Here is a 27,000-nt window from a genome sequence, read left to right on the forward strand (position 1 = left end):
GCACTCAACTGCGGATACCGCCAGCGAGGAGGCTGATGGTGAGCGATGCCGCGGTTGCGTCTCAGCGTGGCTGGACGGCGGGCGGGGATTTGCGCAGAGGCGTCGATGGAGCCAGATCGTCGAATTGATGGCGCAGCGCCTGGATCGTATCGATCAAGGCCCGCAGGGTCGCCGGAACGTGGCGATGGCCGGGAAAATACAGCGACAGCCCCGGTATCCGGGGACACCAATCTTCCAGTACGCTCACCAGACGCCCATCCTCCAGCGCGGCGCGGGCATAGGGTTCGGGCATGTAGGCGATGCCAAGACCCTTGATGGCGGCTTCCAGCATCAACGGGCTGCTGTCGAGCGTCAGCGTACCGGGCACGTCGATCTCCACCACCTGTCCCCGCTTGCTGAACTCCCAGCGGTAGCGCTTGCCGCTGGGCAAACGCTGCCGGATGCACTGGTGCTGGGTAAGCGCATCCGGCACTTCCGGTGCGGGCCGTGCGGCCAGGTAGCGTGGCGAGGCCACCGCCAGAAAGCGGATGTCCGGCCCGAGGGGGATCGCCACCATGTCCTTGGGCACGGCTTCACGCAAGCGGATGCCCGCGTCGAACCCCTGCTCAACAATGTCCACCAGGCGCCCCTCGGCGACGAGATCCAACTCGACGCTGGGATAGCGCGCCAGAAATTCCGGCACCACCGTCCGCAGCAGCAACCTGATCGCGGCATCATTACCATTGATGCGCAGTTGGCCTTGCAGATTCCCTTGTTCGCCGGTGACCTCTTCCAACGCCGCATCGAGATCGCGCATCAGCGGATCGAGGCGGCCTAGCAGGCGCTTCCCTGCTTCAGTCAGGGACACGCTGCGCGTCGTCCGGTGAAACAGGCGGACTCCCAGGCTGTTTTCCAGGCCCTGAATGGTATGGCTCACTGAGGGGCGGGCGATCCCCAGCAAATCGGCAGCACGCCGAAAGCTGCGGTGCTCGGCGACCGCCATGAAGGCTTTGAGATCAGCTAGCGTCGGTTTGCTCATTGGTCGTTTTTATACACCAACCCATGTGGTTAATTCACTCTTATCGTAACAATGATATGACCCTATGATCTAATCCTGTCACCCATCTTTTTTCTCATTTGGAGTCTGTCATGAGTAAAACCTGGTTCATTACCGGAACATCGGCCGGTCTCGGCCGCCTTCTCACCGAACGTCTGCTCGCCCGCGGCGATCGAGTGGCTGCCACGGTGCGTCGCCCTGATACACTCGACGATCTCGTCGCGACTTACGGTGACAGGCTGTGGGTCGCCAGGCTCGACGTGACCGATGCGGACGCGGTGCGTACCGTGACCGATCGTGCCTTTGCCGCTCTCGGCCGCATCGATGTCATTGTGTCCAATGCCGGTTATGGCATCCTCGGTCCGGCGGAAGCCGTGCCTGATGAACAAATCCGCCAGATCATCGATACGAACCTCATCGGCTCCATCACGCTCATCCGCGCCGCGATCGCGCACTTGCGCAATCAGGGCGGCGGGCGCGTGCTACAAATCTCCTCGGAAGGGGGACAGATCGCCTATCCAGGGTTCAGCCTCTACCACGCCACCAAATGGGGGATCGAAGGCTTCGTCGAGACGATGGCCAAGGAGCTGGAACCCTTCGGCATCACCTTCACCCTCGTGGAGCCGGGGCCGACCGCCACCAATTTCAAGGCCGGCCTGGTTCGTCCCGCCATGCCGCCGGTCTACGACGGCACGCCTGCCGGCGACGTGCAGCGCGGCATTGATTCGGGCGCGTTCGCCGTCACCGGCGATGCGGACAAAGTGGTCGATCGGATGATCGAAATGATCGATAGGGGTACGACGCCGTTGCGTCTGACGCTCGGAGCATCCGCTTTCGACAATATCCATACCGCGCTCCAGCAGCGGCTCGCGGCTCTCGACGCGCAGAAGGACATTGCGTATTCGGTGGAATTGGATCGATAAATGAGTGCGGTGATGGAGGAGGACCACATCCCGCAGTCGCTCCTGAAGACCTTTAAGTAGCACAGGAAGGTCAGTCTGGCTTATTTCGTACCTTCAGGCAGGCGTGCGACCACCTTGATCTCGAATTGGAAGCCATAAAGCCATGTGACGCCAACCCCCGTCAGAGCTGGGTATGGCGCATCGCCCCAGTACTCCGGCAGCACCTTCCAGACGGTGTCGAGCGTGGACTGAGGATCGACAAGAAACACGGTGACATCGACTACGTCATCGAAAGTGCAACCGCCAGCCTCAAGCACCGAGTTCAGGTTATCGAAGGCTCGCCGGATCTGCGCTTCCAGTTCTGGCTCCGGCGAGCCATCATCCCGGCTGCCGACTTGGCCCGAGACGAAAAGAAAACCGTTCGAGCGGACGGCCGGTGAATAGCGGTTGCGTTCGTACAGGGCTTGTCGCCCGGCAGGGAATACGGCATCACGGGATATAGTCATGGCAGGGCCTCTCTATTTTGTGTGCCCAGACCGGGATAGCGACCGAGCAGAAAAATCAGAATGTTGGCGAAAACAACCAGGGCGATTGATGTCAGGAGAATGTGCCACCAAGAGCGTAACAGCGTTCGCGCAGCCTGAAAACATCATTCCCGCAGGAGCAAACGGCACGGCAACAGTGCCGGGGACATTATGCGGCGTGCTGCTGCCTACTTATTCAATCCATTAATCATCGGACTCAAGGCATCAAGCAGTGAAGCAGGAGAAACCGGAGTACCGTTTTCAGTCTGAGAGATCTGAAACTCAGCGAGTTCTGCACCGATGAGGTCATTTTCCGCCATGACCTGACAGAGATGATAAAGGTCATCCAGTGACAATCCTCCCGTAACCTCATATTCCGTAGGTACGATACCGGGGTTCAGGACATCACAATCCAGATGGATATAAACCGCCCGGCCATTGATAGCGCAACGTAATCTTTCAACCAACCCGTCACCTGCCGGCACCCATTGTAATTTCCCGTCATCGATCAGCTTTTGCTCCGGCGGGTCGATATCTCGCGCGCCCACCAATATCACCGCCGATAAATCCAAACCGCTGCCTAAACCTGAATCCCATAAACCAACCGGCCCCGCGATGGAAAAACCGCCGAGATAGCCCGTCGCAGAGGTGCTTGGCGTATTCAGATCGGCATGGGCATCAAGCCAGACTACGCAAGCGTCGGGATGATGACGGGCAACCACCGGCAATGTTGCCAGTGATGTCGCGCAACGGCTGGATGCCGTAAGGGGTTTACGCTTTGCGGTGAAAAGATGATCGAGGCGCGCAGACAAGGCATTCAACGAAGGTCTGGCGGCTTCCAGCGCGTCCCGCCATCCTTCACGGTGACTCATCCCTCCCGATGCACCGACAATTTCAGGCGTTATGCTTAATCTTTCCGCCAGCAATTTGCCGATCGCCATCGCGCCGGGCCTCGCCAGATCGTTACGATCGCCTACCGCCCCCTGAAATATCGTTATCTGGATTTTACTGTTCATCGGACTCTCCTTCGTCATGAAATGGTACTGTTGGCTGGCTGCGCCGTCTTTTTGTACAAACTTATCATGTAGCCTGAACGCAATGAAAATCCCCGTTAATGGTTCGACCACAAATACACAGCCAGAAGACAAATTGTTTTCTCGACTACGAGCGACCAAGCAGCATCACGCCGGCCACCAACACCAGACAGCCGGCCAACCGCCAAATCCCGACGGGTTCACGCAGGATGAACATACCGAGCAGTACTCCGACCATCATCGACATCTCACGTACCGGAGCGACAACGCTAAGCGGCGCGCCCATTTGCAGTGCTACGAGCACAAGAATATACGAGAGGGGGGAAAGAATGCCTACCGCAATCGCGATCATCCATTTCCCTCTCATGAGTTTGAGCACCTCATGGCGATGAGTGGTTAACCAGGGCAGCATCATCACAAGGCGAACGGTTTGCGAACACCAGTCCAGGATTACGGGGTGGATTCCCAGCATCTTGACACCATATGCGTCAACGACGGTATAGCCGGCAATCATCCCCCCCGTCGCCGTACCCCAGCGTATCCCTGCCTGTGCGGCGGGCTGTCGAAACCTGACGAAACTTCCCTGGCTGGAAATCAACACGATGCCCGCCACGATCGCGCCGAGACCCGCAACACCCGATATTGTTGGTTGTTCTCCAAATAAAAGAAATGCCCCGATCGTAGACAGCATGGGAGCGGAACCACGGGCGACGGGATAGATAACGGAGAGATCGGCGACCAGATATCCGCGTTGCAAAAACAGACTGTAGGCCAAATGCAACCCACCGCTTAAAACCACACAGACGATGACGAAAGGATCCCATCGCAACGTATCTGTAACAAACAGCCAGATCACCCAAGGCGTGTAGCAGATACAAGCGATGCCGCTGTAGGCAAAGACGAAAGCGGCGCCCGCCGAAGCTGCGCGTTTAGCAAGCAGGTTCCATATAGCATGGATAAGCGCAGCCAGAACGACCAGCGCAAAAGTAAGAAAGGACATAATCACTCCGGTTCAAAAAGCCATAGAGAAGACTCGACGTCTCCTCCTCTGGGCTTTTCTCCCTCGGGTGCAGCTACGGCAAAACCGCAGTTTCTACAACGCTCGGACCAGACAACAGCGCTTGAACGCCGTTCGGAACCCTAGTTGCCACTCAGTCGATGCGATAAATCTTAGCCGCAATCGCCGCGTCACGCAAACAGCGCTCACCGTCAACCGGACGACTGCGGCCCAACCTGCTGCTACTGAAGCGCCGCTTTCACCACCGTCGCCAGAGGCGTCGTTGCTCGCCCAATCAGGCTGCTCAGTTGATGGCTATCATCAAACAGCGCTCCTTTGGATGCGCCGGTATCGGAATCGGCAATGATACCGGCAAAACCTTCCGGTACGCCTGCGCCAACCAATACCGTCTGGTATTCATCTTCCGGCAGATTTTGATAACCGATATTCTTACCGGACTGTTTGCTGATCTCAGCCGCCAGCTCTGCCAGCGTATAAGGCTCATCGCCCGCGAGCTCATAAATCTTGCCAGCCTGATTTTCCTGCGTCAGAACGGCCACCGCAGCGGCGGCATAGTCAGCGCGCGTAGCGGAGGCTATCTTCCCTTCGCCCGCACTACCGATAAAGACACCGTGCGCTAATGCAGCCGGTATGCCGCCGGCATAGTTTTCCGTGTACCAACCGTTGCGCAGTACAACATGCGGCAGGCCGGATTGTTTTAACAACGCTTCCGTTTCACGGTGTTCAGCCGCTAACGCAAGTGGTGAAGTATCCGCATGCAGCAGGCTGGTATAAGCCAATAATGGTACTTTCGCCTTTACCGCGGCCTCAATCACATTGCGGTGCTGGCTAGCACGCCGCCCTACTTCGCTGGAAGAAATCAGCAGCACCTTATCAACACCTTGCAGTGCGGAAAACAGCGCTTCTGGCTGATTATAGTCAGCCGCTTTCACCTGAACGCCGCGAGCGGCTAAATCGGCAACTTTATTCACGTCCCGCACCAGCGCCAGAACTTCATGCGCCGGAACCTTAACCAACAGTTGTTCAATGACCAGGCGGCCCAACTGGCCGGATGCACCCGTAATTGCGATCATCGTTAAGTTCCTTTCTTTGATTAACACAGACTGGCATAATACCCACAAAGCTAACTTTAAGTAAGTACGCACATAAAGGTAAGTATAGTGACCGAAAAAATAAACCATGCGGATCCTTCTGTCGCCGTGATGCCAAAGGGCAATCTTTTCGCTGAAAAGTGCCCGTCTCGCCAGGTTCTCAGCCACGTCACCAGCCGCTGGGGCGTGCTGATACTGGTTGCACTCATGGATGGCACGCACCGTTTCAGTCAGCTGCGGCGCAGAATAGGGGGGGTCAGCGAACGTATGCTGGCTCAAACCTTACAGTATCTGGAAAACGATGGGTTTATCCTGCGCACGGCTTATCCTGTCGTCCCGCCGCACGTGGAGTACAGCCTGACTCCATTGGGCAGAGAAGTGAGCGAAAGAGTCAGAGTGCTGGCAGGCTGGATAGAGGATAATATCGATATTATCGTCACCGCTCAGCAGAACAACGTCGCCCAATAAGTACGAAGCTCGCCGCGGGAACGCCATCATCAAAAACAGACCGCCTGATAGCCGTAACCTGAAAGACGCCGGGTAGAGACACGCCATATGGTCTACGCTTAAACCTGTTCTCGTAAACCACAGGAGAAAGTATGTCTATCGAAAAAGTTCTCTATGTTGCTCATGCTAAAGCGACGGGTGGGCGCGATGGTCGCGCCGTTTCATCAGACAACCATCTCGATGTGAAGCTCGATGTGCCAAAAGAGTTAGGTGGCGGCGGCGGTGCGGGCACCAACCCTGAACAGCTGTTTGCCGCAGGTTACTCTGCCTGCTTTCTCGGGGCGCTGAAAAGCGTAGCCTCCAGTGAGAAAGTCTCTCTGCCGTCTGATACGTCTATCGAAGGCAGCGTCGGCATCGGCAAGATCTCAACCGGATTCGGCATTGAAGTGGAACTGAAAATCTCTATTCCCGGCTTTGACAAAGCCAAAGCGGAAGCACTGGTGCAAAAGGCGCATACCGTTTGTCCTTACTCAAACGCCACGCGCGGCAACATTGACGTCACGCTGACGCTTGTTTAACCGGGTTCAGTCAGTGGAGCGGCACTGGATTCAGTGCCGCTAACGGGGATCAGGTTATCGAAACACAAAAAACGCCGCCGCCCAACTGAGGCGGCGGCGTTTTTACTGACCACAAAATCAATTAGTAGGTTTCTTTACCGTATTGCAACGAGCGCGGGCCGTAGAGCATACCGCGAGGGTGTCCGGCTGCAAGCAGGCGTCCGCTAGTGATACCCGCAATATCATGCCCTTTATCACTCATCGTACTGGCAATTTGGTCAATGGCAGCCTGCACCAGAATACCGATAATACCGCCACTGTTACTTGACTGCTGTTCATCGCTGGATGCCGTCGCACTGCCACTCCACAATAATTTACCGTTTCTCAGGTCAACCAGCCGTGCATCAGCCGTCACACGGGTTTCACTGTTGATGACGATATATTTGGTGCCGTACTCTTTTACATCCAGGTATAACGCGGCATCCGCACCAAAGATTTGATGAAGTTTCGATACGTTGACAGCCTGAATATCCTGCGCTGTCGTCAGACCGTTTTGCCTGAAGGTTTCTTCAACCACCGCAACAGGCAGCACATAGTATCCAGATTCTGCCAACGGATATGTCACCTGAGACAGCATACTATAACTCGCTTTCACATCTGGAGAGTGGTTGACCGGCGGTAACACCAGGATAGATCGGGGTTTGCTTTCCTTGAACGCAGTGTAGTCATAAGGTACTGGTTTGGCACACCCGGTCAACACCAATGCACACAACAGACCACATAATCCTAAAATACGATTCATTTGATATTCCTTTATTTTTACTCAACAGAAAGTCCATGAACGGTGCTGATTCCGGGAAATGCGCTTTTTCAGTTTCAAACTGTTGGCGCGCTTCCACATCGTGGCCAGTATTGGCGTACAGCAAGCCGAGTTGAGCGTAAAGTCCAGGTGGAACAGGCTTGTTTTTTGCCTTCGCTTTTTCTATCGATTCTTTCAGGGAAGCAATCTGCTCTTCTGGACTGACTTTATCCTGCTGATAATATTCATAAAGCGTCGGCTGGTATTTTTCCCAGTGATAAATGGTTTGCGGTTCAGAGGCACAGCCAGTCAACACTGCCGCTGCCAACAGCAGGACAATTTTCTTATGAGATAACATGTGTATATCTTCCTATTCCATTAGTTAGTCGGGCGCCATGCACCACTTTCAATACCATTAACCAGATTGTTTACGGCTTCACGGATCGCCAGATCCAGCACTTTACCGTTTAGCGTAGAGTCGTAGCTGGCCGTTCCGCCAAAACCGATAATTTCGCGGTTTGACAACGTATATTCACCCGCGCCCTGTACGGAATAAACGACTTCAGAGGTTTGCACATTCACCACGTTTAACGTGGTCTTAGCATAAGCAACCTGAGTTTTACCACGCCCAAGAATGCCCCACAGTTGATGATCGCCAACTTCTTTGCGGCCGAATTCGGTTACATCGCCAGTGATGACATAGGTCGCGCCTTTCAGCGTCTGCTGTTGCCCTTTAATTCCAGCTTCAGCTTTCAACTCGTCCATGTTGGTACGGTCCAGAACATTAAAGCGGCCGCTTTGCTGTAAGTGACTGACCAGAATGGTTTTAGATTGATTACCCAGGCGATCGACACCATCAGAGAAAATGCCGTTCATATAGTTAGAACGGTTTTCAAATTTTCCGACGGAAATAGGGCTGCGAACCCCCTGATAAGGCGTGCTGTAAGAAGCGACTTTCTGCGCTTCAACAGTACGGGATGACTCAGTCGCACATCCGCTTAACAGGGCCGTAGTCATTAAAAAAGAACAAAAAATAACCTTTTTATTCATGATGTATCTACCTTGATGAAAATCCATTAACGCTGAGCTGAGCTCTGTTCTGTTATTCGTTTACAACGAAAATGTCATGAATGACTATTCAGCTTCCGTGATGAATACCGCCGTTGAATAGCGCATGATATTATGAGTATTGTAAGTAAAAGTAACCAGTTATTTCGTCACTCAACCAACAAATAAATGGCCCTTTTACTTTATGTTCAGAAACAGATCGTTCGAGTAAAAACCGGGGAAAAATCAAGGTGTTCTTTAAGGTAACATAAAGGTAAAAACCGGGTGACAACTAACTGAATCGATTCACTATTTTTTCATTACATTCTTTTACATTAACCAGCTTTTTACATGCGCTACATCAAAGTAACAGCACATCAAAATCATTAGGATGGAAGTAATAAATGGGGGGATAGTTGTATTTTCTCCTGACGAGATCCTTGCCAACCCCTTCCAAACCACTTTCTGGGTGACCAGACAAAAAATCGAACGCTAAACAGCAGAAAATGCCGTTCTGGATGTGAGTGATTACTTACATTTGACGCATTCGTACGCAGCAAAAATACGCCAGATATACCCAATAGATTTCTGACGGCATCCATGCCCGCCCCTTGTAGGCCGTCGCATCTGCAACTTGCAAGATGAAGGGTATAGGCGGTTTGGGCTTCGTCGCCTCTGTGTTCCTTTCAGGTATATTGTGTCGGGAGAGGTTATGAATAGGTTTGTTATTGCCAATGCTCAGGATTGTATGGGTTGTCGCGCCTGTGAAATCGCCTGCGTTATTTCACACAACAATGAACAATACCCAACCAGCGCCGGGCTGTTCCAGCCCAGAATAAAAGCCTTCAACACACACGAACTGCGCTCCGCGGTTACCTGTCGCCACTGCGAAGACGCGCCCTGCGCCAGCGTTTGCCCGACTCAGGCGCTGGTGAGAAAAGACAATAGCATTCAACTCATTAAAGAAAGGTGTATTGGTTGCAAAACCTGTGTGCTGGCCTGCCCGTTTGGCGCCATGTCGATTGTCACCAACGCCGCGACTCGCGCCACGACGGCACATAAATGCGATCTCTGCGCCGATCGCCCGCAGGGACAAGCCTGTGTGGAAGCCTGCCCGACACAAGCCCTGCAATTGGTCAGCGAACAAACGCTGGAAGCGCGCCGTCGTGAAAAGCAGCAAAACATGGCGCTGCGTTCATCAGCACATTGGCAGCGAGCCATACCCGCCGGTAAAGCCGAGTCCCGCAACCCGTTGAACCACAGGAAAAACTGGCCCCGGCTCGAGGCAGAAAAAAAACCGCTGACACAACGAAAAACCACGTTTGATGAAATCTATCACGGCTTTACGCCTCAGCAGACGCAGGATCAGGCAGATCGCTGCCTCGCCTGCGGGAAACATTCCATCTGTGAGTGGACCTGTCCTCTGCACAACAACATTCCGGAATTACTGAAACTGGCCAAACAGGGGCGGATTCTGGAAGCCGTCGAACTGTCTCACCAGACCAGCAGCCTGCCGGAAATCTGTGGCCGGGTTTGTCCGCAAGATCGGTTATGCGAAGGTTCCTGTACGCTGGGTAAAGAGTACGGCGCCGTCACCGTCGGCAACATTGAACGTTATATTACCGACACCGCTATGGAAATGGGCTGGATTCCGGACACAACGCAGGTTGCGCCCAGCGGCAAACGCGCCGCCATTATTGGCGCCGGGCCGGCAGGGTTGGCCTGTGCCGATGTCCTGATCCGCAATGGCGTTCAGGCCGTAGTATTCGATCGTCATCCGGAAATCGGCGGCCTGCTGACATTCGGCATTCCTCCCTTCAAACTGGATAAACAAGTGCTGACTCGCCGCCGTGAGGTTTTCAGCGCGATGGGCATCGAGTTTCAATTAAATACCGAGGTGGGCAAAGATATTTCACTCGCCCAGCTCCTGAATGAGTTTGATACGGTCTTTCTCGGCGTGGGAACCTACCGTTCGATGAAGGCAGGTCTTGAAAATGAAGATGCGCCCGGCGTTTTCGATGCGCTGCCGTTCCTGATTGCCAATACCAAGCGCGTGATGGGATTACCCGAGCTTGAAGATGAACCCTATATCTCTATGGAGGGAAAACGGGTTGTCGTGCTGGGCGGTGGAGATACCGCCATGGACTGTCTGCGCACCTCGGTCCGTCAGGGGGCCGTGTCCGTCACCTGCGCCTATCGCCGCGATGAAGCCAATATGCCCGGCTCGAAAAAAGAGGTGAAAAACTCGCGGGAAGAAGGCGTTGAATTCATGTTCAACGTGCAACCGCAGAAAATTTGCCTGAATGAACAGGGAGAAGTCTGCGGCATCAGTCTGGTTCGCACCGAACTGGGCGAACCCGATGCCAGCGGGCGTCGTCGCCCCCGTCCCATTCCGGGGTCCGAATTTGTACAACCTGCCGATGCCGTCATTACCGCTTTCGGCTTTCAGGCGCACAGTATGCCCTGGCTGGAAGAAGCGGACGTCGCGCTGGATAGCTGGGGACACATTACCGCGCCAGCCAGTGGACGTATCCCTTGCCAGACCAATCACCCGCAGATCTTTGCCGGAGGCGACGCCGTACGCGGAGCCGATCTGGTGGTCACCGCGATTGCCGATGGCCGTAAAGCAGCAATGGGGATGATTGAAGCCATGGGATTAAAAACCCGCCCATCAGCCATGCCGGCAACGTCGCTCGCATCCGATTTCAACTCATCCCGAGAGGAAACGCTGTAATGAATCAATTCGTTATCGCCGATGCGGAGAAGTGTATCGGCTGTCGAACCTGCGAAATAGCCTGTGCGGTGGCACACGCTGGCGGCAATAGCGCGAAACTGCGATCCACACACTTTTTTCCCCGCTTAAAAGTGATAAAAAGCGCAAGCGTCAGCGTACCCGTTCTTTGTCATCAGTGTGAGAACGCCCCATGCGCCAGCGCTTGTCCTCATGATGCGCTGGTCCGCGACCATGACAGTATTCAGGTGATCCAATCACGCTGCATCGGCTGCAAAAGCTGCGTCATCGCCTGTCCTTTCGGGGCCATCAACATCGTGGTAACCAGTGAACAAGCCACGGCGACGAAAAGTGAAGCGCATAAATGCGATTTATGTGTCGGCGTGGCTGATAGCCCTTCCTGCGTCAGGGTCTGTCCAACATCCGCGCTCAGGCTGGTGACATCGGATGAATTGCATCAGAGAACGTATGAGAAGCAGCGGCGTTCGGCACAAGGTTACCGGGATATCCGGCTGTTTTAGCCGCGGCATTCCCGCGCACAAAAATATCCGGGGTGTTGGTCCGAGGATAAAAGCCCCTGAAATAGGCGGGTAACCGGGGCGCGATTTCTGAAACTCTGCGCGGATATTGAGCACTCACAGGGATGAAGGGGGGGACACCGGAAAATCGTTGCACTTAATAAAAAATAATCGCCGATTTATCCGTCTATTTTTCTTTAGTTCATATATTAGTCTGATAATATGCATCTGATATACCCTGTTTGACCCAGGCCGGGTATCTGTCTCTGAGTAAGATCCAACCGAATCGTAATTTTTATCATTATCACGGAGTGAACAATGACCGGTCATTTTGTCAGGTGGACCAGCACGGAAGCGCTTTCCGATCTGCGAAGATTATCAGATGAACTCATTTCATCGACGCAGGGCTTTTCAGCCAAGCGCCGCGAGCGTTATTTGAAAAGCCGGGCGTTGCTGGCGGAGATGATGTTCTACTTTTTTGGCTATCCGCGATTACCGCCTTTGCTTTCATCCCCTGACGGCCGCCCCTACTTTGCCGATCCCCAGCTTCCCAACTTCAGCCTGGGCTATGCGGGCAATACCATTGCCATTCTGTTGAGCGAAGACGGTTTTGTCGGTATGGATATCGAAATTGTGCACGTTCGGCCCAATAACCAGACCCCGCCGCATATGCAGGCCCAGACACTGGCGGAGAAAGCCTGGATTGATGCACAACGCGATCCCCTTGAGGCCGCCACACAACTATGCACCATTCGCCAGTCCCTGATGAAAATCCCCGGCCTGAACGGCAGTCGCCCGGAAAGCCTTAAACTGCATCCCGCATCCGGACGACTGCGGTCAAACAGGGTGCCCGCCGTTGAAGTGATCAGTGATATTGATGATTATCTGGCATGGGCATGCGCACATGTTCCAACGCTAAATCGGCTGGTAATGTGGGAATACGCATCGGAATCGGGAGTGAAGAAGACGGGAGAAATCGTACACCAACAGCGTCAGTCCGTACGTTATATGAAACTGACCAGCCACACGATTGAAAAGGCGACCTCCGCCTTGTCTCAGTAGCGCACGACACAAAACGCCCATCCTATCCTGTAGGGACCGGCACATGGCGATAAATTAAAACGCGGTCTGAACAACGGCCCCGGGGGGAAATCCCCGGAGTCAAAGAAAATTAATGCGCGTCGATAAAAATGATTTTTAACAGGAACAGCAGCGCGACAACCACCACGCATGGGCTGATTTCACGCCAGCGGCCCGTTGCCAGCTTCATCACGCAGTAAGAGATAAAGCCTAATGCAATACCTTCGGTAATCGAGAAGCTGAACGGCATCATCACGGCCGTAATAAAGGCCGGTACGGCTTCCGTTAAATCATCCCATTTCACCCGCGCCAGACTGGATGTCATCAACACGCCAACGTAAATCAGCGCGCCAGCCGCAGCGTAAGCCGGCACCATCCCCGCCAGCGGCGATAGAAAGATAACCAGCAAGAACAAGAGACCCACGACAACCGCGGTCAGCCCGGTACGACCGCCAACGGATACCCCGGAAGAGCTTTCGATATAAGCCGTTACCGATGACGTACCGATAAAGGAGCCGGCGACAGAACTGATGCTGTCCACATACAGCGCCTGCTTCATGCGAGGGAACTTGCCACGGGCATCCACCAGACCGGCTTTATCCGTCACGCCGATCAGGGTGCCGGAAGAGTCGAACAGGTTAACCAGCATGAAAGAGAAAATCACCCCGGACAGACCCAGATTCAGTGCACCGGCCAGGTCAACCTGTCCCACGACGGAGGTCACGCTGGGCGGCATCGAGAAGACACCAGAAAACTGAACGTCACCCAGCAGCAGGCCAATTGATGTGGTCACCACGATAGAAACCAGCACCGCCGCGTGAATATTACGAGACGCCAGTGCCACAATAATGAAAAAACCCAGTGCGCCCAACAGTACGCTGTGCGACGTCAGATTACCGATAGTCACCAGCGTTTCAGCGTTAGGCACGATAATGCCGGCGTTTTTTAACCCCATCATGGCGATAAACAGGCCGATACCACTGGCAATACCAAGGCGCAGACTGAGTGGAATATTGGCAATCATCCAGTAACGGATCTGGAAAACCGTCAGCAAAAGGAAACCGATTGCGCCCCAGAAAATAGCACCCATGGCAACCTGCCATGAAAGCCCCATGGCGCCGACCACCACAAACGCAAAGAAGGCGTTCAGCCCCATCGCCGGCGCCAGCGCCACCGGCAGGTTAGCCAGCAGGCCCATCAGGATACTGCCGAATGCCGCAATCAGACAGGTGGTGACAAATACCGCTTTGGTATCCATGCCAGCCGCGCCCAGAATTTGCGGGTTAACAAAAACGATGTATACCATCGTCAGAAACGTGGTGAAGCCCGCTATCGTTTCAGTTCGTGCGGTAGTGCCATGCTGCTGTAACTTAAATACGCGCTCCAGCAAGCCTTGCTCAGAAGCGCGACCAGTTTGTGATTTATTCATTATCAACGATCCAATGAAGGGAATGATGGTCGTCGCGTATCCTATAACAAAATGCAGTCTATATAGCGCTGATTCCTCATTTTTTTTCATTCTATAAGAACAACCTATCTATAGACTGAAAAGATGACGGGTTGTAGTCGCAATATTGAGCCAGTTGGTTAAAGTAGGGACTGACTCTTTAATTTCATCGATAAGGATCCTTCATGTCCCGTATTGAGTGCGTATTCTTTGACTGTGACGGCACACTGGTAGATAGCGAAGTGTTGTGCTGTCAGGCTTATGTGAATGTTTTTATCCCTTATGGCGTGGAGTTATCTCTGGATGAGATGATAAAAACCTACAAGGGCGTGAAGCTGCACGAAATTATTGCCCGTATCAGCCAGCAATACGGGCTGACGATATCCATGGAAGAGGCAGAGCGCCATTATCGGCAAGACGTTAAGCGCCTGTTTGACGAATCGCTGCGACCGATCAACGGGGCGCGCGAGCTGGTTCAGTCGATCAAGGTGCCGATGGCGGTAGTATCCAACGGCCCGGTCAGCAAGATGCAGCACTCGCTGGGACTGACCGATATGCTCCAATTCTTTGGCGATCACCTCTACAGCGGTTATGACCTGCAAAAATGGAAGCCCGATCCCGCCGTGATATTCTATGCCGCCGAGCAAATGCAGGTGCCGGTTCAACACGGTATTCTGGTGGAAGACTCGCCATCCGGCGTCCAGGCCGGTATCGCCGCCGGGATCCCGGTTTTCTACTACTGCGCCGATCCGCACAACATGCCGATTCACCACGCGCTGGTCACCCCATTTGATGACATGAAGGCATTGCCGCAGCTATGGCGGGAAAGAGGCTGGGATATCGTGTCGTAATGTCATCAGGCCGGCGTGTTTCGCCACCGTAACCACGAGCGTTTTGGCTGTTTTTCCTGCTGGCTAAAGCGCTTGTTAACCCCGTTTGCCAGCAGTTCCAGAGACAGACAAAACACAAAATAGACCAGCGCGACAAACAGGAACACCTCCATGGGATAAACCATGCTGCGGTTATTCACCTGCGTCGCCAGGAACGTCAACTCACCCACGCCAACGATGTAAGCCAGCGACGTGTCTTTAATCAGGGAAATCCATTGGTTGATAAACGACGGCACCATCATCCGCAGCGCCTGTGGCAACACGATAGTCCACAAGACTTCCCAACGCGTGAATCCCAGCGATAAACCCGCCTGCCACTGTCCGCGACCGATCGCGACAATCCCCGCTTTTACCCCGTGGGCCAGATAGGCCGACGCAATCAGCGCCAGCGCGCACACCACCGTGGTGATCTCCGGAATATCCACGCCAAAGAGAATCGGCAGTAGAAAATAGGTCCAGAAAATCAGCATGATTACCGGAATGGCGCGGAAGAAACCAAGAATCGTCGCCAGAATCGCCGCCCACACGCCGCGGGACATGGCCAACGCAATCCCCATGAGGGTGCCCAGCAGTGCGGAGACGACGCCCGCCAGCAGACTCATCAACAGCGTCAGCCCCGCCCCGCCGAGCGGGCCGTCAGGAAAGGTGCCCCACATCAGGTAGCTGAGGTTGTCGGTAATAATCGTAAAATCCATCTCAGTGTCTCTCTGCCAGATTACGTTGCTGACGCCACATACCCCAGCCTTCCATCAGCGCAATAATTGCGATGTACAGCACGGTAGCGACGCCGAACGCCTGAAAAGTACGCAGGGTTTCGGTTTCCACCTGACGCGAGGCGTAAGACAGTTCGGCGACGCCGATCGCCATCGCCAGAGAAGAGTTCTTGATGACATTCATGTATTGCCCCAGCAGCGGCGGTAAAGCGATTCTCAATGCCTGTGGCAGCACCACATGACGCATGGATTGCCAGACCGTGAGCCCCAGCGCCTGTGCCGCATATTTTTGTCCGCGCGCCACGCCGCCAATGCCCGCACGGATTTCTTCCGCAATAAAAGCGCTGGAATAGAGCGTCAGTCCAAACAGGCCGGCCAGAAATTCAAATGATGGCCACGCCAGGCTTATCCCGAACAGGGTGATGTCATGCGGCGTATTCAACCACTGCATCATTACCGAGGGAAACAGCTGGCCTGCGCCGAAATACCAGAAAAAAAGCTGTATCAATAAAGGGGTATTACGGAAAAGAGAGCTGTATGCCATCACCGCATAGCGCAGCGCCTTCACCTGGCTATCTCTGACCGTCGCCAGTATGAAGCCCAGCGAGGTCGCCAGAACGATCGTACAAAGGGAAATCCACAGCGTGATCAGAAAACCTTGCCAGAGCCAGCCAAGATAGTGAGGAGCCAGCAGCCATTCCTCAATGTATTGCAGTGCCGTGTTTGTCAGTTTCATAAGCCGCTAATTTTATCAATCACACGCCATAAACAACGATTATTACCATAAAACAAAGCGCCCCCTGCAAAGCAGAGGGCTAAAAATGACGTCGTCAGTCTAAAAATCAGGCTTTCGGCTGCTGATCCAGCGGGGCGAAAGTGAAATCGCCACGCGGCTGCGCTGATTTTGTCGCCGGTCCAAACCAGCGATCGTAAATCGTTTTCGCCTCACCCTGTTTTTCCAGATTCAACAGGGTTTCGTTAACTTTATCCGTCAGGCGCTCCTCGTCTTTAGGAATGCCAACACCTTGATATTCTTTGGTAATGCTAAAAGGAGAAATCTCAAAATCGGCTTTTTGCGCATCCGGCACGTTAGCCAGCAACCCGACCAGTTTCGCATCATCCTGAGTAATGGCCTGAACGTTGCCGTTGCGTAACGCCGCAAACGCCAGCGGCGTGTCATCATAGGAGATCACCTTCGCGGTAGGATAATGCTCCCGCAGCGTAATTTCCTGCACCGTGCCTTTATCCGCACCGATACGCAGCGCCTTAATGTCCTCCGGCGTTTTCAGAACCCCATTACGGGCAATGAATTTCTGTCCGGTTGCGAAATAAGGAATGCTGAAATTAACCTGTTTGGCACGCTCATCGGTAATGGTAAAGTTTGCCGCGATCAGATCCACCTTATTGGAACTGAGCAGCGGAATACGGTTGGCTGGGTTAGTCGCTCGCAATTCCACTTTCACGCCCAGCGCCTTGCCAATCTCTTCGGCAATGTCAACATCGTACCCCACCAGCTTTTTGCTCTGCGGATCGACGTAACCAAACGGTGGGTTGCTGTCAAAAACCGCAATCCTGACCACGCCGGCTTTTTGAATATCGTCCAGCTTGTCCGCCTGCGCCACACCTGAAAGAGACGCGAATCCCGCCATCAATGCCAATGCCACAATACGTTTTTTCATTCCCAGCCCCTGAGCGTTTAAGTGATTGATTGCAGGCTATCAGCAGGGAGAAAAACCGGGAAATAACATAAACAGCTATAATATAACCTTATGTTACATTGGGTTTTTGGCAGATTATTCTGACAGATAACATACGACTGTCCGTATTTATTGGCACCAGAAACCTCATCCGCCAGGCTTCAGGCAACCGCGGGAAACCACCGCCACGATTTGTGCGATTTATTGCGTTCAGACAGATGTTTTTCTTATTTTTATTAACCTCATGACTAAAAACCCGTAGATTAATTATCTGAACCGATGTGATAACAAAATCAAACATCGCCATACGCCAGCAGGACGTCCTGAATGAAAGAGAAAACCCCGAGCACCCTACCTTCGGCAGACGACAAGAAGTCTTACGAGCTGGACCGTTTTGATACCGCGATCCTGCGGATTTTGCAGGCCGACTCTTCCATCTCCAACGTCGCGCTGGCGGAGAAAGTCAATCTCAGTCCGCCGGCCTGCCTGAGGCGTGTTGAGCGACTCAGGCAAATTGGCCTGATAAAAGGATTTGTGGCGTTACTGAACCCGGCAGCGCTTAATGCTGGTCTGGTGGTATTGATCGGGGTGGTGCTGGATCGTTCGACGCCAAGCTCATTTGAAGATTTTGAGGCTTCCGTCCAGAAGATCAGCGGCTGTATGGAGTGTCACGTGGTGACGGGCGAGTTCGATTACATTTTGATGATCAGGACAAAAGACAATCAGAGCTTCAACCGCCTGCACGCGGAACAATTGCTCTTTCTGCCCGGTGTTCGTCAGATCCGTTCCTTTATTGGGCTAAGGGAAGTGCTTTCCACCACGCAGCTGACGTTCTGAAAAAGTTCAGGCCCGATAACCGGGCCTGACGTTGTTCTGCAACTCAGCCATTACGGAAAATATAGCTGTAAGCGCTCAGTGCCGGCGCCCCGCCCAGATGGGCATACAGAACTTTCGATCCCTTCGGAAACTCACCGTTGCGGATCATCCCAATCATGCCCTGCATGGATTTGCCTTCATACACCGGATCGGTCATCACCCCTTCCATACGGGCGCACAAACGAATGGCTTCCAGCGTACCTTCATTCGGCAGACCGTATTCAGGGCCACCATAACGGGTATCCAGCACGACATCCTCTTCAGTGATTTCCCGGCCCAGTTCGACCAGATTGGCGGTGTTCTGCGCAATACGCAGAATCTGCGCTTTGGTTTTTTCCGGTTTTGCCGATGCATCAATGCCGATGACGTTCCGTGAGCGGCCATCTGCGGCAAATCCGACCACCATACCCGCCTGGGTACTGCCGGTAACGGAACACACCACGATATAGTCAAACTTGAAGCCCAGTTCTTTTTCCTGCTGGCGCACTTCTTCGGCAAAGCCGACGAAACCTAAACCACCATAGGGATGCTCAGAACAACCGGCAGGGATAGGGAACGGGTTACCGCCATTTTGTGATGCTTCTTCCATGGCGTTTTTCCAACTTTCACGAATACCAATATCAAAACCGGCGGCATCCAAACGAACATCCGCGCCCATGATACGGGATAATTCTATATTACCGACGCGATCATAAACGGCATCGGCATAATTAACCCAGTTCTCTTGCACCAGAATACATTTCATTCCCAAATGCGCAGCGACAGCGGCAACTTGTCGCGTCTGGTTAGACTGAATACCGCCAATAGAAACCAGCGTATCACACCCTTGTTCTAATGCTTCCGGAATAAGGTATTCCAGTTTACGTATTTTATTTCCGCCAAATGCCAGACCACTATTACAATCTTCACGCTTGGCATATATTTCTACATCCCCGCCTAAATATTCACTGAGCCGTTTCATTGGCGTAATAGGAGAGGGGCCAAAAGTTAATGGATAACGTGGGAATTTTTCCAGATTCATAATAAGGCTCCGGTAAATAATGGGTAGAATTAGCCGCAGGTTGTGAATATTTCGCAGGGAAATACCGTCACGCCATGTTGGTCATATTACCTAAAATCGAATAAATTTAAATTGCTAAATCACTCTGATTTTTTCATAAAAATTTCATAAAAAACCAACTACCAATGAAGTAATTTCCACAAAAACAAAAAAAACGAAATAAAATTAACACCCTCATATCCATCTACGGCAGCAGCATCCCTTCCGGGGGTAAAGGCAATGTCGTTTTGTAGCGAACCTGCTTAAGCGCAAAGCTGGAGCGAATATTGGCTACGCCGGGAATTCGCGTCAGATGATGAAGAATAAAGTGTTCTATCTCATTGATATTTTTAACAAGAACGCGAAGAAGGTAATCCGCATCGCCCGTCATCAGATAGCACTCCATCACTTCCGGACACGCCGAAATAGCCTGTTCGAACTGCTGCAACACCGCTTCCACCTGCCGATCCAGACTGACATGGATAAACACATTAACCTGTAGCCCCAGGCGCTCGGGCGAGAGCAGCGTGACCTGTTGGCGGATAAGGCCGAGTTCCTCAAGCGCTTTCACCCGGTTAAAACAAGGGGTGGTGGAAAGATTCACGGCACGGGCCAGGTCAACATGTGTGATCTTGGCGTTTTCCTGCAATTTATTAAGGATACTGATATCGGTTTTATCCAGTTTACGCATAAAAGAAAACCTTTACTGTCAATGAACGGTTGATCGAGAAAATCATTCTGAAAATAAACATATCACAGCGAATAACAGAAAAAACTTCCGTCAGAAAAATAATAAACTAGTTTTATCCCATCTTCTGGCAACCTTATTTTTTTGTTCTGAAAATCAGCGCGGTTTTAGATATCAAAAACCGAAGGTTAGCCATTAAGATATTTTATGACGAACGGAAATATAAAATGATTTATCCCTCGTTAAGAAATAAGAAAATTATCTGGCAAAAACAACCATTGGCCGCAATATTGCCAGCGGGATTATCACTCAGTCAGGTTGGCGGCCTTTTCCTGCTGCTCCTGGCCATTCTGGTCTGGGGGACTAATTGGCCGGTCATGAAGCTTGGGCTGGAGCATATTACTCCGCTCTGGTTTTCCGCATTACGCTTCGCATTAGGCGGATTGTGCCTGTTCTTTATCCAGATCGTGACCGGCACGCTAAAGCTGCCCAGGCGTCGAGACATCCCGCTGTTATTCAGCGTCGGACTGCTGCAAATGCTGAGTTTTACCGCGCTGGGCGCCATCGCCATGATCGAGATCCCCGCCGGACGCTCCGCCATTCTTGCCTATACCACTCCACTGTGGGTACTGCCAGGCGCCATTCTGTTTTTCCGGCAAAAAGTAACCCGTCAGGAACTGATGGGGACGTTGATGGGCATCGCCGGGGTCGCCATTCTGTTCAATCCTCTGACGCTGGACTGGACGGACAGTAACGTGCTGTGGGCCAACGTACTGCTGTTACTCGCCTCGCTGTGCTGGGCCATTTGCATTCTGCATCTGCGTTATTACCGGGGAGCCTCCAGCGCTTATCATCTCGCGCCCTGGCAAATGCTGATTGCCACCCTCCCCTTGATTATCATCGCCTGGTACAAAGAAGGCCCTTATACCGGGGACAACTCCGCGCGTTTATGGGAAATTTCGCTGTTTGTCGGGCCGCTCGCCACCGCGTTCTGTTTCTGCGCGGTTAACGCGGCAAGTCAGTGGATCTCCAGCACCAGCATGGCATCCTCCATGCTGTGCGTCCCGCTCGTCGGGCTGTTTATCTCCGTGGCGTTTCTCGGTGAATCGTTAACGCCGGGATTGGTGCTGGGCGTCACCGCCATTGTTGCCGGCATGCTGGTCGTTACGCTGAACAAATCACGACCGGCTGCGAAACAGGCCGCCTTACTGCCAATCAAACCGCAACCAGAACCGGACTGACGCCCATGATGCCGATGTACCCGTTTTGCCGGAGAACCATCATGCCTGAAGTTGGTACTCCTGACGAAACAGTGCATCCTGCAACATCAGCTCATCGTGTAAGAAATCAAAAAAGCTTCTCAGCACCGCGGTCACCGGTTTGTTGACCTCCGTCTGGATCTGCAAAGCCCGCTGGCCCAGCTGCTCCAGACTGACGGACTTCACCTGCAAACCATCGCGCCGGGCGCTGTATAGCACGGAGAAATGACTGCATATGGCGATCGCATTCGGGGTATTAAGCAAAAAGGTATACAGCGTCGAAAAGTGATTGCAGGTAAAAACGGGATCGATGAAAACACCGCTCATACGACATGAGAGATCAAACAGTTGGCGCACCGTTGCCGCCTGATCGGGCAACACGACAGGGAACGCATTAAGGTCAGCCAGCTGAAAATCTCTGGACGCCAGCGGGTGATCGTCCTTCATGACCACCATAAACGGAGCGGAAAATGACGACATCACCTTAATACCGTGTTCAGGGGACAGGCTGAACTTCAGCGCCACATCGCATTCACCGTGGCGAACCAGTTCGGGCACCTGTCTGGCGCTGCCAACCGTCAGTACAAAATTGACCTCGGGATGCTGTAGCCGGTATTTCGCCAGCAGCGTCGGCAACAGATTGAACGCGATACCATCGGTACACACGATGCGAATCGTGGTTTGACGGGAAGATTTTAGCCCCTCAATTTCGGCAATCGCCAATTCCATATCGACGATACTGCGGCGGACATGATTTTCCAGAATATGCCCGGCATCGTTCAGGATCATACCGCGGGCATGTCGCTCAAACAAAGGCACCCCCAGACGGGTTTCCAGCATCTGGATCTGCCGGCTGATCGCCGATACGGCCACAAACAGCTGCTGGCTGGCCGCACTCAGTGACCCGCTACTCGCCACCGCCATAAAATAACGAATTTCGTTGCTATGCATGAGCTCTCCGCCTTGTGTTTAACGATGACTCAACCGCAATAGGCTCATCATAGACAAATGCGGATCGGGAGAATAATACTCATCTGTTCTGGCTGAACGGCTCAATACCGTTCCGGAGCGAGGCGGCATCCATGCGCCTCGTCCCCGACAGCCAACCGGCTGGTTTATAGCGCCGCTACCGACTGCGGTTTCTCCATCTGTAAGCGTGCCCTGGCGATATCCGCCCCTTGTTCCGCCAGATCCCAGAACAGGCCGGCCATGATTTTGAGCGCCTCAAGCGTCATATCGACTAAAATATGTTCGTTCGGGGCATGCTGAGAACATGCCGGGTAAGAGTGCGGCACCCACAGCGTTGGCAATCCCAGCGTCTCCGAAAAGCAGGCATTGGGTAGCCCCCCGCCAAAGTTAGGCAATACCGCCGCCCTGGCACCGACCGAATGCTGAATTGACGTCATGCCCCATGCCACCCACGGGTCGTTAAGATTCAGCCGGGTGGCCTTGTAATGACTGGCATCGTTCATGATTTCAACATCTTCAAAGCCGTTGGCATCAAGATGGCGTCGAATATGCCGGGTAAAATTCGCCACGTCGCAGCCCATAACATAGCGCATATGGCAATGCGCTTTCGCCTGCGGCGGGATAGCATGGGCCGGTTTATCCGGATTGCCGGTGACGAACGCCAGTACATCCAGCGTATTCCAACCGTAGACTTTCTCGGCGGCGGTCAGACCGGGTTCACCCCATTGGGCGTCGATGACCGGGTCAGTCGGCCCGCCGCCCAATTCAATATCCGACAGCACTTGACGCATGTTATCGGAGAGCGCAGGAGGACGAAGACCCGGAATCAGGATCCGGCCATGCTCATCCACCATGCTGGCAATCGCGTGCGCCAGCCGAATGCCCGGATTGCTCAACAGGCCGCCCCAGTTACCGGAATGGTGGGCGCCTTCGCGTAAATTCAACTGTAGCTCGAAGTTGAACACCCCGCGGGACCCGAGAAACAGCGTTGGCCGGGAGGCTGACACCCGCGGGCCGTCCGAGGCAATGAACAGATCGGCGGCCAGCCAGTCACGGTATTGCTCACAGATCGCGTCCAGCCCCGGTGAACCGTCTTCCTCACCCATTTCCAGAATGATTTTCACGTTGTAGCCCAATTGGCCGCCCCGAGCTTTCAATACCTGTTCCAGCGCCGCCAGATTAATGGTGTGCTGACCTTTATTGTCCGCCGTGCCGCGGCCATACCAGCGATTATCGTCTTTGACCATTTCCCAGGGCGATAAACCTTCACGCCACTGTTCATCGTATCCCCGCACAACATCGCCGTGACCGTAGGTTAACAACGTCAATTCCGCCTGAGGCTCAATGCGTCGGGCCAGTAAAAAAGGGCTTCTTTCGTTAACCGGATTTTCAACCAGCAGACATTCAAATGACAGAGCCTGCAACGTCGGGATCATTTCATCCGTCAGATAAGACATCAGAAGCGGCCCACTGTCAGTGTTCTGACTTTCCGTTCGAAATGCCACCCGGCGCGCCAGCGTCTCTTCGAATTTTCCTGAACCAAAATAATCAACGGTTGCCTGGATCATCTCTTCACGCTTCATATTCAGTCTGTCCTCTTCTCTGGATATTCATGGATCGCAGTATGCCTGGAGCAAACACAAGCATGCCTGTTTCAGCAATACTTTCCGGCGTATTACCGCGCCTGTTATTCGGCCCCCGGCAAGCCATTATTCAGCTAAATAATGGGGGGAGACGCTCGCAGGGAGGTCTCTCCCCGAGGCAAACCCGGGGATATCAATCTTTCTTTAAACGGTATGCGTATCGCGCGTTTATAAATTAATGGCGTTCGATATCGGGAATACCCAACCCCGGCTCTGGCGTCAGCACGGAAGCCAGCAGCGATCGGGTATAGGGATGCTGCGGTGAGTGAAAAATCTGCTCACGCGTTCCCTGTTCAACAATCGCCCCTTTCTGCATCACCGCCACATGATCAACCAGATGTTCCACCACCGACAGGTTGTGGCTGATGAGCAGATAAGTGAGGCCAAACTCCTGTTTGAGCTCAAGCAGCAAATTGAGGATCTGCGCCTGAACGGAAACATCCAGCGCGGATGTCGGTTCATCACAAATCAGAATGTCGGGGCGCATAATCAGCGCACGGGCAATCGCCACGCGCTGACGTTGACCGCCAGAAAGCTGGCCGGGATACTGGCTGTGCGTACGGGCGGGCATGCCCACCACGTCCAGCATCTCTTTGACGCGCGTTTTTCTTTCATCCGGCGTGCCGAGCCCATGAAGGTTCAGAGCCACCTCCACAATGTCGGAAACGGTCCGCCGTGGATTCAGGGACGAATAGGGATCCTGAAAAATAGGCTGGATACGGGAGGCCATTTCCTTGCGCTGGCTGACGTCAATTTCGCGTCCTTCGATCAGCACATTGCCGGATGTTGGCTCCAGCAACCCCAGCAGCATCTTTGCCAACGTGCTTTTTCCACATCCTGATTCCCCCACCAGGCCGAGCGTTTCGCCCCGACGCACGCGCAAAGAGACGTTATCCACCGCGCGAATTTCACCGGCGCGGGAAAACAGGCCGCGATTCAGTCGAAACACCCGGGTCAACGCACACAGCTCCAGTGCAATATCATCATTACCCGGAATATGCGTCGGCAACACGGCGGGTATCGGCTCGCAATTGATGCCAGCATATTGATTCACTTGACTGTTCATGCCACCTCCGCCTTCTTCAACGCCCGGACGCAACGCACTTCATGATGGGATGTCACCTGAACATAAGGTGTTTCCTGACTACAGGCATCGCTGCAATGAGAGCAGCGATTACTGAATGCGCAGCCCTTTTGTACCCCAACCAGGCTGGGCACCACGCCGGGAATCGCCTTCAGCGGCTGCCCCGGCACGGTTTTTCCCTGCACGGGAATACAGTCGAGCAACGCGCGGGTATAGGGGTGCTGTGGCTGGGTAAACAGTTCCATCACCGGCGCGGTTTCTACAATCTGTCCGGCATACATCACCGCCACCCGATCGGCGATACGCGCCACGACGCCCAGATCGTGAGTAATAAAAATCACCGCCGTACCGAGTTCCTGCTGAAGCTCACGCAGCATCCGCAGGATCTGCGCCTGAATCGTCACGTCCAGCGCGGTGGTGGGTTCATCGGCAATAATCAGATCCGGTTCGCACATTAGCGCCATCGCAATCATGATGCGCTGCCGCAAACCGCCGGAAAGCTGGTGGGGGTACTGATTCAGCCGGGCGGCCGCCATCGGGATCCCGACCCGCTCCATCAGATACACGGCCCGGTCTTTGGCTTCCGCCATCGATACCTTACGATGCGCCATCAGGGTTTCACAGAGCTGATTACCCAGGGTGAAAGAGGGATTGAGTGACGTCATCGGCTCCTGAAAAATCATCGACATCTGATCGCCGCGCAGCGCGGTGATATCGCGTTTTTTCATCGAGAGCATATCCATCCCCTTGAAATGCATACTGTCGGCCGTGCGTACCGCTTTGCGCGGCAGCAAGTCCATCAACGCCAGCGAGGTCATGGATTTACCGCAACCGGATTCGCCCACCAGACACAGCATTTCACCCCGCTTTACCGCAAAATCAATGCCCCGCACCGCGTGCAGCGTCCCCCGAGAGGTGGGCAAATCAACCCGCAGGTTTTTTACATCCAGCAAAATGTCATTCTTCATGGCCATTTCCTCAGTTACGTCCGTCCAGCGCGGTAATATCCCGCAGGCCATCGCCCACCAGATTGATCCCCAACACCACGACCGCCAACACAATGCCCGGAATCAGGATCACCCAGGGTTGAAAGAACATGTAAGCCTTGCCTTCCGCAATCATCAGCCCCCAGGACGGCATCGGGGGCTGAACCCCGAGCCCAAGGAAGGAAAGCGTCGCTTCCAGCAGAATGGCGTGTGCAATTTCCAGCGTCGCCACCACCGTCAGCGGTCCAATCAGATTGGGCAGAATCTCACGCAGCATGATAAATAACGACGATGCTCCCAGCGTTTTGGCCGCGGCGATAAACTCAGCCTCGCGCAGTTGGCGGGTAACCGACCGGGAAACAATCAGAAAACGGTCCCACAGCAGTAATCCGAGCAGCAGAATGACCACCTTGACCGATCCGCCCACCAATGCGGCTGTCGCCAGCGCCACCAGAATGACCGGCATTGAGAGGCGAACGGTCAGGATATAGCTGACGACAGAATCCACCCGGCCGCCGAAGTAGCCCGCCATAACCCCCAGCGTGACGCCGATAAATCCCGAGACCACCACGGCGACCAGCCCGATAATCATCGATACCCGCGCGCCGTACAGCAGGCGGCTCAGGTAATCGCGCCCCAGCTTGTCGGTTCCCAATACATACTCCCAGCTTCCTTTTTCATGCCATACCGGAGGGATCAGACGCTGGCTGACATCCTGCGCATAGGGATCGTGCGGGCTGATAAAAGGAGCGAAGATCGCCGCCACGATAACGACGCCAAGAATAATCAGGCCCAGCATCATGCTGTGATGTCCCAAAATCGTTCCCAGCCAGCGCCGCATGGGGGTCGGTTCCGGGGCCAACCCCGATTCGATAACCGGCGTTTTTTCTGCCAGTGTTGAAGAAAGTGATGATGACGTTTTCAT

The 27,000-nt window shown here is 53.7% G+C and carries 27 protein-coding genes and 1 pseudogene; 9 read left to right on the forward strand and 19 right to left on the reverse strand.

The features are described 5' to 3' along the window. Positions 1 to 61: 61 nt before the first annotated feature. Positions 62 to 1,018: a LysR family transcriptional regulator gene (locus DDT52_RS11535; RefSeq protein WP_136156479.1), complete on the reverse strand. Its 957-nt coding sequence runs from the start codon at positions 1,016 to 1,018 to the stop codon at positions 62 to 64. 110 nt (positions 1,019 to 1,128) lie between these two features. Between DDT52_RS11535 and DDT52_RS11540 the strand changes: the two genes are divergently transcribed. After that, positions 1,129 to 1,959: an SDR family oxidoreductase gene (locus DDT52_RS11540; RefSeq protein WP_136156480.1), complete on the forward strand. Its 831-nt coding sequence runs from the start codon at positions 1,129 to 1,131 to the stop codon at positions 1,957 to 1,959. An 80-nt stretch (positions 1,960 to 2,039) separates the two neighbouring features. Here the strand turns inward: DDT52_RS11540 and DDT52_RS11545 are convergent, their stop codons facing one another. The 4 genes from DDT52_RS11545 to DDT52_RS11560 form a co-directional block, all read right to left on the reverse strand. Further along, positions 2,040 to 2,444: a RidA family protein gene (locus DDT52_RS11545; RefSeq protein ID WP_136156481.1), complete on the reverse strand. Its 405-nt coding sequence runs from the start codon at positions 2,442 to 2,444 to the stop codon at positions 2,040 to 2,042. 206 nt (positions 2,445 to 2,650) lie between these two features. Next, entirely contained in the window at positions 2,651 to 3,478 is an 828-nt protein-coding gene (locus DDT52_RS11550; RefSeq protein ID WP_136156482.1) for an arginase family protein, read from the reverse strand. Positions 3,479 to 3,623: 145 nt separating this feature from the next. After that, positions 3,624 to 4,496, reverse strand: a complete 873-nt coding sequence (locus DDT52_RS11555; RefSeq protein ID WP_136156483.1) for an EamA family transporter — start codon at positions 4,494 to 4,496, stop codon at positions 3,624 to 3,626. Positions 4,497 to 4,735: 239 nt separating this feature from the next. Next, the gene (locus DDT52_RS11560; protein WP_136156484.1) at positions 4,736 to 5,587 is read right to left on the reverse strand and encodes an SDR family oxidoreductase; all 852 of its coding nucleotides are present in this window, start codon (positions 5,585 to 5,587) and stop codon (positions 4,736 to 4,738) included. A 129-nt stretch (positions 5,588 to 5,716) separates the two neighbouring features. On the opposite strand from DDT52_RS11560, the gene DDT52_RS11565 reads away from it, so the two are divergent. Together DDT52_RS11565 and DDT52_RS11570 are read left to right on the forward strand one after the other, a co-directional pair. Further along, complete coding sequence (locus DDT52_RS11565; protein ID WP_136156559.1) at positions 5,717 to 6,073, forward strand: winged helix-turn-helix transcriptional regulator; 357 nt, start codon at positions 5,717 to 5,719, stop codon at positions 6,071 to 6,073. Positions 6,074 to 6,204: 131 nt separating this feature from the next. Continuing rightward, complete coding sequence (locus tag DDT52_RS11570) at positions 6,205 to 6,630, forward strand: organic hydroperoxide resistance protein (RefSeq protein WP_109054443.1); 426 nt, start codon at positions 6,205 to 6,207, stop codon at positions 6,628 to 6,630. A 121-nt stretch (positions 6,631 to 6,751) separates the two neighbouring features. Here DDT52_RS11570 and DDT52_RS11575 read toward each other — a convergent pair whose 3' ends face one another. The 3 genes and pseudogenes from DDT52_RS11575 to DDT52_RS11585 form a co-directional block, all read right to left on the reverse strand. Continuing rightward, the gene (locus tag DDT52_RS11575) at positions 6,752 to 7,411 is read right to left on the reverse strand and encodes a DUF799 domain-containing protein (protein ID WP_136156485.1); all 660 of its coding nucleotides are present in this window, start codon (positions 7,409 to 7,411) and stop codon (positions 6,752 to 6,754) included. A 7-nt stretch (positions 7,412 to 7,418) separates the two neighbouring features. Further along, positions 7,419 to 7,766: pseudogene (locus DDT52_RS11580) on the reverse strand (DUF4810 domain-containing protein); the annotation flags it as partial. 20 nt (positions 7,767 to 7,786) lie between these two features. Beyond that, positions 7,787 to 8,458 carry a CsgG/HfaB family protein gene (locus DDT52_RS11585; protein WP_136156487.1) on the reverse strand — a complete coding sequence of 224 codons (672 nt, stop codon included), beginning with the start codon at positions 8,456 to 8,458 and terminating at the stop codon, positions 7,787 to 7,789. Between the two features lie 709 nt (positions 8,459 to 9,167). On the opposite strand from DDT52_RS11585, the gene aegA reads away from it, so the two are divergent. The 3 genes from aegA (at position 9,168) to DDT52_RS11600 (ending at position 12,766) form a co-directional block, all read left to right on the forward strand. Further along, on the forward strand, positions 9,168 to 11,189 hold the full coding sequence (aegA, locus tag DDT52_RS11590; RefSeq protein WP_136156488.1) for a formate-dependent uric acid utilization protein AegA: 2,022 nt from the start codon (positions 9,168 to 9,170) through the stop codon (positions 11,187 to 11,189). Then, the gene (locus DDT52_RS11595; RefSeq protein WP_136156489.1) at positions 11,189 to 11,707 is read left to right on the forward strand and encodes a 4Fe-4S binding protein; all 519 of its coding nucleotides are present in this window, start codon (positions 11,189 to 11,191) and stop codon (positions 11,705 to 11,707) included. The genes aegA and DDT52_RS11595 overlap by 1 nt, the downstream gene beginning before the upstream one ends. Before the next feature lie 315 nt (positions 11,708 to 12,022). Next, positions 12,023 to 12,766: a 4'-phosphopantetheinyl transferase family protein gene (locus DDT52_RS11600; protein ID WP_136156490.1), complete on the forward strand. Its 744-nt coding sequence runs from the start codon at positions 12,023 to 12,025 to the stop codon at positions 12,764 to 12,766. 109 nt (positions 12,767 to 12,875) lie between these two features. Here the strand turns inward: DDT52_RS11600 and DDT52_RS11605 are convergent, their stop codons facing one another. Further along, entirely contained in the window at positions 12,876 to 14,213 is a 1,338-nt protein-coding gene (locus tag DDT52_RS11605; RefSeq protein WP_109054450.1) for an NCS2 family permease, read from the reverse strand. A 203-nt stretch (positions 14,214 to 14,416) separates the two neighbouring features. On the opposite strand from DDT52_RS11605, the gene yieH reads away from it, so the two are divergent. Next, positions 14,417 to 15,082, forward strand: a complete 666-nt coding sequence (gene yieH, locus DDT52_RS11610) for a 6-phosphogluconate phosphatase (RefSeq protein WP_136156491.1) — start codon at positions 14,417 to 14,419, stop codon at positions 15,080 to 15,082. A 5-nt stretch (positions 15,083 to 15,087) separates the two neighbouring features. On the opposite strand, the gene DDT52_RS11615 is transcribed toward yieH, so the two are convergent. The 3 genes from DDT52_RS11615 to DDT52_RS11625 form a co-directional block, all read right to left on the reverse strand. Continuing rightward, positions 15,088 to 15,816 carry an amino acid ABC transporter permease gene (locus DDT52_RS11615; RefSeq protein ID WP_136156492.1) on the reverse strand — a complete coding sequence of 243 codons (729 nt, stop codon included), beginning with the start codon at positions 15,814 to 15,816 and terminating at the stop codon, positions 15,088 to 15,090. Between the two features lies 1 nt (position 15,817). Next, complete coding sequence (locus DDT52_RS11620) at positions 15,818 to 16,570, reverse strand: amino acid ABC transporter permease (protein WP_136156493.1); 753 nt, start codon at positions 16,568 to 16,570, stop codon at positions 15,818 to 15,820. Positions 16,571 to 16,676: 106 nt separating this feature from the next. Then, entirely contained in the window at positions 16,677 to 17,513 is an 837-nt protein-coding gene (locus DDT52_RS11625) for an ABC transporter substrate-binding protein (protein WP_136156494.1), read from the reverse strand. Between the two features lie 345 nt (positions 17,514 to 17,858). Here DDT52_RS11625 and DDT52_RS11630 point away from each other — a divergent pair, with 345 nt between their 5' ends. Continuing rightward, positions 17,859 to 18,368: an Lrp/AsnC family transcriptional regulator gene (locus tag DDT52_RS11630; protein ID WP_109054455.1), complete on the forward strand. Its 510-nt coding sequence runs from the start codon at positions 17,859 to 17,861 to the stop codon at positions 18,366 to 18,368. A gap of 43 nt (positions 18,369 to 18,411) precedes the next feature. Here the strand turns inward: DDT52_RS11630 and DDT52_RS11635 are convergent, their stop codons facing one another. Both DDT52_RS11635 and DDT52_RS11640 read right to left on the reverse strand, forming a co-directional pair. Beyond that, the gene (locus DDT52_RS11635; protein WP_109054456.1) at positions 18,412 to 19,428 is read right to left on the reverse strand and encodes a 1-aminocyclopropane-1-carboxylate deaminase; all 1,017 of its coding nucleotides are present in this window, start codon (positions 19,426 to 19,428) and stop codon (positions 18,412 to 18,414) included. 223 nt (positions 19,429 to 19,651) lie between these two features. Continuing rightward, positions 19,652 to 20,137: an Lrp/AsnC family transcriptional regulator gene (locus tag DDT52_RS11640; protein WP_136156495.1), complete on the reverse strand. Its 486-nt coding sequence runs from the start codon at positions 20,135 to 20,137 to the stop codon at positions 19,652 to 19,654. A 224-nt stretch (positions 20,138 to 20,361) separates the two neighbouring features. Here DDT52_RS11640 and DDT52_RS11645 point away from each other — a divergent pair, with 224 nt between their 5' ends. After that, positions 20,362 to 21,375, forward strand: coding sequence for a DMT family transporter (locus DDT52_RS11645; RefSeq protein ID WP_136156496.1), 1,014 nt, complete (start codon positions 20,362 to 20,364; stop codon positions 21,373 to 21,375). Positions 21,376 to 21,414: 39 nt separating this feature from the next. Here DDT52_RS11645 and DDT52_RS11650 read toward each other — a convergent pair whose 3' ends face one another. The 5 genes from DDT52_RS11650 to DDT52_RS11670 form a co-directional block, all read right to left on the reverse strand. Further along, on the reverse strand, positions 21,415 to 22,344 hold the full coding sequence (locus tag DDT52_RS11650; RefSeq protein ID WP_136156497.1) for a LysR substrate-binding domain-containing protein: 930 nt from the start codon (positions 22,342 to 22,344) through the stop codon (positions 21,415 to 21,417). Positions 22,345 to 22,508: 164 nt separating this feature from the next. Next, complete coding sequence (locus tag DDT52_RS11655; protein WP_136156498.1) at positions 22,509 to 23,945, reverse strand: M20 family metallopeptidase; 1,437 nt, start codon at positions 23,943 to 23,945, stop codon at positions 22,509 to 22,511. A 235-nt stretch (positions 23,946 to 24,180) separates the two neighbouring features. Beyond that, positions 24,181 to 25,071 carry an ATP-binding cassette domain-containing protein gene (locus DDT52_RS11660; RefSeq protein ID WP_210732704.1) on the reverse strand — a complete coding sequence of 297 codons (891 nt, stop codon included), beginning with the start codon at positions 25,069 to 25,071 and terminating at the stop codon, positions 24,181 to 24,183. Further along, positions 25,068 to 26,057 (reverse strand): ABC transporter ATP-binding protein, encoded by a 990-nt coding sequence (locus tag DDT52_RS11665; protein WP_136156499.1) that lies wholly within the window; start codon positions 26,055 to 26,057, stop codon positions 25,068 to 25,070. The genes DDT52_RS11660 and DDT52_RS11665 overlap by 4 nt, the downstream gene beginning before the upstream one ends. 10 nt (positions 26,058 to 26,067) lie before the next feature. After that, positions 26,068 to 27,000 (reverse strand): ABC transporter permease, encoded by a 933-nt coding sequence (locus tag DDT52_RS11670; RefSeq protein WP_136156500.1) that lies wholly within the window; start codon positions 26,998 to 27,000, stop codon positions 26,068 to 26,070.

Source organism: Brenneria roseae subsp. roseae (assembly GCF_003115845.1).
Lineage (GTDB): Bacteria > Pseudomonadota > Gammaproteobacteria > Enterobacterales > Enterobacteriaceae > Brenneria > Brenneria roseae.

Bases quoted from the DNA above. Each gene is read 5' to 3' on its own strand.
- DDT52_RS11570 (WP_109054443.1), top strand. From the start codon at position 6,205: ATGTCTATCGAAAAAGTTCTCTATGTTGCTCATGCTAAAGCGACGGGT.
- DDT52_RS11575 (WP_136156485.1), bottom strand. From the start codon at position 7,411: ATGAATCGTATTTTAGGATTATGTGGTCTGTTGTGTGCATTGGTGTTG.
- DDT52_RS11635 (WP_109054456.1), bottom strand. From the start codon at position 19,428: ATGAATCTGGAAAAATTCCCACGTTATCCATTAACTTTTGGCCCCTCT.
- DDT52_RS11545 (WP_136156481.1), bottom strand. From the start codon at position 2,444: ATGACTATATCCCGTGATGCCGTATTCCCTGCCGGGCGACAAGCCCTG.
- DDT52_RS11550 (WP_136156482.1), bottom strand. From the start codon at position 3,478: ATGAACAGTAAAATCCAGATAACGATATTTCAGGGGGCGGTAGGCGAT.
- DDT52_RS11655 (WP_136156498.1), bottom strand. From the start codon at position 23,945: ATGAAGCGTGAAGAGATGATCCAGGCAACCGTTGATTATTTTGGTTCA.
- DDT52_RS11615 (WP_136156492.1), bottom strand. From the start codon at position 15,816: ATGGATTTTACGATTATTACCGACAACCTCAGCTACCTGATGTGGGGC.
- yieH (WP_136156491.1), top strand. From the start codon at position 14,417: ATGTCCCGTATTGAGTGCGTATTCTTTGACTGTGACGGCACACTGGTA.
- DDT52_RS11665 (WP_136156499.1), bottom strand. From the start codon at position 26,057: ATGAAGAATGACATTTTGCTGGATGTAAAAAACCTGCGGGTTGATTTG.
- DDT52_RS11585 (WP_136156487.1), bottom strand. From the start codon at position 8,458: ATGAATAAAAAGGTTATTTTTTGTTCTTTTTTAATGACTACGGCCCTG.
- DDT52_RS11630 (WP_109054455.1), top strand. From the start codon at position 17,859: ATGAAAGAGAAAACCCCGAGCACCCTACCTTCGGCAGACGACAAGAAG.
- DDT52_RS11605 (WP_109054450.1), bottom strand. From the start codon at position 14,213: ATGAATAAATCACAAACTGGTCGCGCTTCTGAGCAAGGCTTGCTGGAG.
- DDT52_RS11625 (WP_136156494.1), bottom strand. From the start codon at position 17,513: ATGAAAAAACGTATTGTGGCATTGGCATTGATGGCGGGATTCGCGTCT.
- DDT52_RS11555 (WP_136156483.1), bottom strand. From the start codon at position 4,496: ATGTCCTTTCTTACTTTTGCGCTGGTCGTTCTGGCTGCGCTTATCCAT.
- DDT52_RS11645 (WP_136156496.1), top strand. From the start codon at position 20,362: ATGATTTATCCCTCGTTAAGAAATAAGAAAATTATCTGGCAAAAACAA.
- DDT52_RS11660 (WP_210732704.1), bottom strand. From the start codon at position 25,071: ATGAACAGTCAAGTGAATCAATATGCTGGCATCAATTGCGAGCCGATA.
- DDT52_RS11600 (WP_136156490.1), top strand. From the start codon at position 12,023: ATGACCGGTCATTTTGTCAGGTGGACCAGCACGGAAGCGCTTTCCGAT.
- DDT52_RS11565 (WP_136156559.1), top strand. From the start codon at position 5,717: ATGCCAAAGGGCAATCTTTTCGCTGAAAAGTGCCCGTCTCGCCAGGTT.
- DDT52_RS11640 (WP_136156495.1), bottom strand. From the start codon at position 20,137: ATGCGTAAACTGGATAAAACCGATATCAGTATCCTTAATAAATTGCAG.
- DDT52_RS11670 (WP_136156500.1), bottom strand. From the start codon at position 27,000: ATGAAAACGTCATCATCACTTTCTTCAACACTGGCAGAAAAAACGCCG.
- DDT52_RS11650 (WP_136156497.1), bottom strand. From the start codon at position 22,344: ATGCATAGCAACGAAATTCGTTATTTTATGGCGGTGGCGAGTAGCGGG.
- DDT52_RS11535 (WP_136156479.1), bottom strand. From the start codon at position 1,018: ATGAGCAAACCGACGCTAGCTGATCTCAAAGCCTTCATGGCGGTCGCC.
- DDT52_RS11595 (WP_136156489.1), top strand. From the start codon at position 11,189: ATGAATCAATTCGTTATCGCCGATGCGGAGAAGTGTATCGGCTGTCGA.
- aegA (WP_136156488.1), top strand. From the start codon at position 9,168: ATGAATAGGTTTGTTATTGCCAATGCTCAGGATTGTATGGGTTGTCGC.
- DDT52_RS11620 (WP_136156493.1), bottom strand. From the start codon at position 16,570: ATGAAACTGACAAACACGGCACTGCAATACATTGAGGAATGGCTGCTG.
- DDT52_RS11560 (WP_136156484.1), bottom strand. From the start codon at position 5,587: ATGATCGCAATTACGGGTGCATCCGGCCAGTTGGGCCGCCTGGTCATT.
- DDT52_RS11540 (WP_136156480.1), top strand. From the start codon at position 1,129: ATGAGTAAAACCTGGTTCATTACCGGAACATCGGCCGGTCTCGGCCGC.